5 protein-coding genes are annotated in these 5014 nt (G+C 62.3%); 4 read left to right on the forward strand and 1 reads right to left on the reverse strand.

Annotation, left to right across the window (positions count from 1 at the left end; translation table 11 throughout):
* The coding region (locus DBR24_RS02615) for an exonuclease domain-containing protein (RefSeq protein WP_256591248.1) at positions 1–360 on the reverse strand (360 nt) is incomplete at its 3' end.
* Positions 361–541: 181 nt separating this feature from the next.
* Between DBR24_RS02615 and DBR24_RS02620 the strand changes: the two genes are divergently transcribed.
* The 4 genes from DBR24_RS02620 to DBR24_RS02635 are packed head-to-tail and all read left to right on the forward strand — an operon-like array spanning position 542 to position 4935.
* On the forward strand, positions 542–1267 hold the full coding sequence (locus tag DBR24_RS02620) for an RDD family protein (RefSeq protein WP_128613817.1): 726 nt from the start codon (positions 542–544) through the stop codon (positions 1265–1267).
* Positions 1264–2241: a stage II sporulation protein M gene (locus DBR24_RS02625; protein ID WP_128613818.1), complete on the forward strand. Its 978-nt coding sequence runs from the start codon at positions 1264–1266 to the stop codon at positions 2239–2241. The genes DBR24_RS02620 and DBR24_RS02625 overlap by 4 nt, the downstream gene beginning before the upstream one ends.
* A complete protein-coding gene (locus DBR24_RS02630) occupies positions 2228–3775 on the forward strand; it encodes a DUF4129 domain-containing protein (RefSeq protein ID WP_128613819.1) in 1548 nt (515 codons plus the stop codon). Before DBR24_RS02625 ends, DBR24_RS02630 begins: the two co-directional genes overlap by 14 nt.
* Positions 3772–4935 carry a DUF4350 domain-containing protein gene (locus DBR24_RS02635; protein WP_128613820.1) on the forward strand — a complete coding sequence of 388 codons (1164 nt, stop codon included), beginning with the start codon at positions 3772–3774 and terminating at the stop codon, positions 4933–4935. The genes DBR24_RS02630 and DBR24_RS02635 overlap by 4 nt, the downstream gene beginning before the upstream one ends.
* The last annotated feature ends 79 nt before the right edge of the window (positions 4936–5014 follow it).

Here is a 5014-nt window from a genome sequence, read left to right on the forward strand (position 1 = left end):
CTCGCGGGCATAGGGGTCGAAGAAATTGCGATACAGACTGTAACGCGTCATCTCATCATCGAAACGCAGGGTGTTGTAACCCGCGCCACACGTGCCTGGCGCAGCAAGCTGCGCGTGCACGCGGGTCATGAAATCGGCTTCGCTCAAGCCCTGTTCGGCGAGCTGGCTCGGGGTGATACCGGTGATGGCACAGGCGGCCGGATGCGGCAGGATGTCTTCGCTGGGCTGGCAGTAGAGGTTGACCGGCTCGTCGATTTCGTTGAGCGCGTGGTCAGTGCGAATCCCCGCCACCTGCAACGGGCGATCGCTACGGGGATTGATGCCAGTGGTTTCGTAGTCGTACCAGAAGATAGAAGTCACGGGCGGTTCCTGAACTGAAGATCGGCGAAGTCTAGGCGTTCAACTGCGGTCGCGGCCAGCCTCGCGTCATTCAGGCACCCTGCGACACACGATGTGCAATACATAGTTATGTCGTTTTCCCCCGAGAGACTGCTAGCATCGGACTCACTCGCACCCCGAACAGGCGAACATCAGGTAGCCCATGCTCGAGCCTACAGCACTGCCAAGGAAAGCACCGCTGACCCCGCCGCTGGATACGCGGTATCAGGTCGAAACGCCGGAAGGCATCGACCTGCCATTGCGCCCGGCCGGGTTGATGGTGCGGGCCGTGGCCTTCACGATCGATCTGGGCATTCGCGGCGCGATCATGGCCGTGCTGTTTATCGCTCTGGCGTTTCTCGGCAAGCTCGGCATGGGTCTGGGCTCGCTGCTACTGTTTGCGATCAGCTGGTGGTACATGGTGCTGTTCGAAGTGTTGCGTCAGGGCCGCTCGCCGGGCAAACAGTGGATGGGCCTGCGCGTGGTGCACGACGACGGCACGCCCGTCGGCTGGTCGGCTTCGCTGCTGCGCAACCTGCTGCGCTTCGTCGATCTGCTGCCGTTCGGCTACTTCCTCGGCGCGATCAGTTGCCTGCAACACCCGACCTTCAAACGGCTTGGCGATATGGCAGCGGGCACGCTGGTGGTCTACAGCGAGCGGCCACTGACTCGCCCGGCGTTGCCGAGCGCCGAACCACGTCGATCACCCATTGCCCTCAGCCTCAACGAACAACGCGCCATACTCGGCTTTGCCGAACGTCAGGGCGAGTTGTCAGTGTCGCGGGTCAATGAACTGGCAGCATTGCTGGCCCAGCCACTGCGTATCTCCGCGCCGAAGGCAGTCGCGGAACTCAATGGCATCGCCCGTGGCTTGTTGGGGCCGACATGAAGCAAAGCCTTTTCGAAAGTCGTCACAAGGCCGAATGGGAGCGTTTTGCGCTGACCCTCGAGCGTCTCGAGCGCGGCAAGGACACCTCGCAAGTCGCCGGTTTCCCCAAAGCCTATCGCAGCCTCTGCCACCACCTGGCACTGGCCCGGGAACGCGGTTACAGCAGTTTCCTCATCGACTCGCTGCAACAGCAGGTACTGCGCGGGCATCAACAGCTATACCGGCATCGCAGCCGTTTGGGCGCCAGCCTTTTGAGTTTCATTCTTGCCGACTTCCCCAGGCTGGTGCGCGCCGAATGGCGCTTCGTACTGGTCGCCGGCCTGCTGTTTTTCGGGAGTCTGATCGGCGTTGGCGTGCTGGTGTATGCCTTTCCCGAACTGGTCTACAACCTGATCCCGGCCGATCAGGTGCGTGAGATGCAAGGCATGTACGACCCGGTGGCCGGTCACCTCGGGCGCCCCGTCGAACGTGCCGCCAGTGAAGACTGGGTCATGTTCGGTTACTACGTGATGCACAACATCGGCATCGCCTTTCAGACCTTTGCCAGCGGTTTGCTGATGGGCGTGGGCAGTGCGTTTTTCCTGTTCTACAACGGTCTGGTGATCGGCGCGGTGGCCGGGCACCTCACCGAAATCGGTTTCGGCCAGACCTTCTGGTCGTTCGTGATCGCCCATGGTGCCTTTGAACTGACCGCGATCGCGCTTGCCGGCGCAGCCGGTCTTGAACTCGGCTGGGCCTTGATCGCCCCCGGCCGCCTGACTCGCGCCGAGGCGTTGAAACGGGCGGCGCGCAAAAGCGTGTTGCTGGTCTGCGGCGTGATGCTGTTCCTGCTTATTGCGGCGTTCATCGAGGCGTACTGGTCATCCAGAACCAGCGTTGCACCGCACACCAAATATCTGGTGGGTGCGGGACTGTGGTTAGGGGTCGCCGCTTATTTGCTGTTCGCCGGAAGGACACGCCATGCGCCTGAGTGACGCCACCGTGGTGATCCGTCCGCGCACGACCTGGGAAGCCATGGATCTGGGCGTGCTCATGTGTCAGCAACATCGACGTTTGTTGATGACCAGTTGGGCGATCGTCACCCTGCCGCTGTTCGCCTTGCTCACGGTGGTGTTGTGGGACTCGCCGTCACTGGCGGTGTTTATCTTCTGGTGGCTGAAGCCGGCGTATGAACGACTGCCGCTGTACATCCTGTCCAGGGCGCTGTTCGGGGAAACGCCGACACTCGGACAAGCCTTGCGCGAATGGCCGCGCCTGCTCAGGCCACAACTGCTGGCCAGTCTGACCTGGCGACGCCTGAGTGTCAGCCGCAGTTTTCTGATGCCGGTGATGCAGCTCGAAGGGCTGGACGGCAATGCCAGGCAGCAACGTCTGCACGTACTGCTGCAGCGCAACGCCGGCGCCGCGCAATGGCTGACCATCATCGGCGTGCATCTGGAAACCGCACTGTGGATCGGCCTGATGGTGCTGTTCTACATGCTCTTGCCGCAGCAGATCGAAACCGACTGGGACTGGCAGTCGCTGATCCTCGCGGCGGATCACGACTGGCGCTGGCTCGAACACCTGACCAATGCCTTGTATGCGCTGGTGCTCGTGGTGTGGGAACCGATATATGTCGCCTGTGGTTTCAGCCTGTATCTGAACCGCCGCACGCAACTCGAAGCCTGGGACATCGAACTGGTGTTCCGCCGCTTGCGCCAGCGTCTGAACCACAGTGTGTTGGGGCTGATCCTGGCGGTCTGTCTGGTGTTGCCGAATGTACCGTCAGTCCGGGCTGGCGAACCCGACACCGGCCCCGACGCCCCACGACTGCTGAATCAGCCCCTGACCAGTCAGGCGTCGCGCGACAGCATCAAGGCCCTGCTTGAACAACCGCCGTTCAAGAACAAAGAAAGCGTTACTCGTTACCGCTTCGGCGATGACCCGGCGGCCCCGGCCAAAGAGCAAACACCCGGTGAATTGCCGCAGTGGCTGAAAACCCTGTTGGGCTGGCTCGACGGTCAGCACCTCAACACCCTCGCCAAGTTCATTGAAGTGCTGCTGTGGGGCATTGTCATCGCCTTGCTCGGCGGCTTGATCTGGCGCTATCGCGAGTTTCTGCAAGCTTTTGTCAGTCGCCGCCCGACACTGCCGGCCAAGCCTGCACGAGCCCTGCCAGCGCAGGCGTTCGGTCTGGATCTGAACCGGGACACCCTGCCTGACGATATCGCCGGCAGTGCCGAACAACTCTGGCACAGCCAGCCCCGTGCAGCGTTGAGCCTGCTCTATCGCGGGCTGCTCAGCCAACTGCTCCATGACTTCGATCTGCCGCTGAAATCCGCCGACACCGAACATCAGGTACTCGCCCGGATCGAACAACTGCAGCGCCCGGAACTGCTCGCCTTCAGCCGCACCCTGACCACGCACTGGCAAAACATGGCCTATGGGCATCGCCTGCCGGCGGCGCATCTGCAACAACAATTGTGCGATGGCTGGCGCGCGTTGTTCGATCATGGAACTGCGCGTTGAGCCGGCGTACGGTGTGGTGGCTTGGCGCACTGATCGTCATGCTGCTCGGCGTATTGAGCGTATTTATGTATCTCAAGGCCAGGCCTTATCAGGAAGTGGTCGATCACGGCCCATCGCCGGCGGCGCAAGCCAATCCCTATCTGGCAGCGGAGATGTTTCTGCGTGAGCGCGGCCTCAATGTCAGCCACGCTGAAAGCCTTACCGTATTGCCGCAGATCGACCCGCGTCGACACACGCTTCTGCTGTTCAACGACCGTTCACGGATGACGCCGCGTCAGGTCGATCAGGTATTGAACTGGGCGCGCGCCGGCGGACGTCTGGTGTTCGTGGCGGAGTCGATATGGGACGAGCAGACCAAGCAGAGCAACGACCTGCTGCTCGACCGGGTGCAACTGCATCAGTCCTTGAGCAAGGATCTGAAAGACTCCCCCCCTGTTCAGGAATCAGAGCGCTTCCCGAAGCTGACCAGACTGTACCTGGAGGATGAGGACGCACCGGCCTACGCCGGGTTCGACACCGACTTCCATCTCGATGACCCGAAGAACCTCGCACAGGCCTGGGCCAACAGCGCCAAGGCCACGCACATGATGCAACTGCCCTACAGCCTCGGCTCGATCACCGTGGTCACCGATGCCGACCTTTGGAAAACCACCGCCATCAGCCAGTACGACAACGCCTGGCTGCTCTGGTATCTGAGCGCCGACACCGACGTCACACTGATTTACAACACCGTGCACGATGGCCTGTTGACCTTGCTCTGGCGCTATTTCCCCCAGGCCATCGTCGCCCTGCTCGCGCTGATTGGCCTGTGGTTGTGGCAGGCCGGCGTACGTCATGGTCCGCTGCAGGCGCCGGCGCCGAAGGGGCGCCGACAGTTGCAGGAGCACCTGCGCGCGAGTGCCGACTTCACCCTGCGCCACTCGGGTCAGCAGGCGTTGTTGCAGGCCTTGCAACAGGACGTCCTGCGCCGCGCCCGCCGCCGACATCCCGGTTTCGCCCAACTGAACGTCGCCGAGCAATGGCTGGCGCTGTCACGTCTGACCCGGCAACCCACCCGCGCCATCAGCCAGGCCCTGAGCCCGGTGTCGAAGCGGCGCCTGTCCAGTGCTGACTTCTGCCGTCAGGTCGCCCATCTGCAAACCTTGAGGAACACGTTATGACTGAACAGATCGAGCCCGGCAGCGCCAGCCACGCCGCCCAGCAGCGCCAGCGCGCCAGTCAGTTGGCACAGGCCGTGCG

The sequence above is a fragment of the Pseudomonas sp. HMWF006 genome (genome assembly GCF_003061205.1).
GTDB lineage: Bacteria > Pseudomonadota > Gammaproteobacteria > Pseudomonadales > Pseudomonadaceae > Aquipseudomonas > Aquipseudomonas monsensis.

Excerpts from the sequence above, each read along its gene's own strand:
- DBR24_RS02625 (WP_128613818.1), top strand. The coding sequence starts at position 1,264 with ATGAAGCAAAGCCTTTTCGAAAGTCGTCACAAGGCCGAATGGGAGCGT.
- DBR24_RS02620 (WP_128613817.1), top strand. The coding sequence starts at position 542 with ATGCTCGAGCCTACAGCACTGCCAAGGAAAGCACCGCTGACCCCGCCG.
- DBR24_RS02630 (WP_128613819.1), top strand. The coding sequence starts at position 2,228 with ATGCGCCTGAGTGACGCCACCGTGGTGATCCGTCCGCGCACGACCTGG.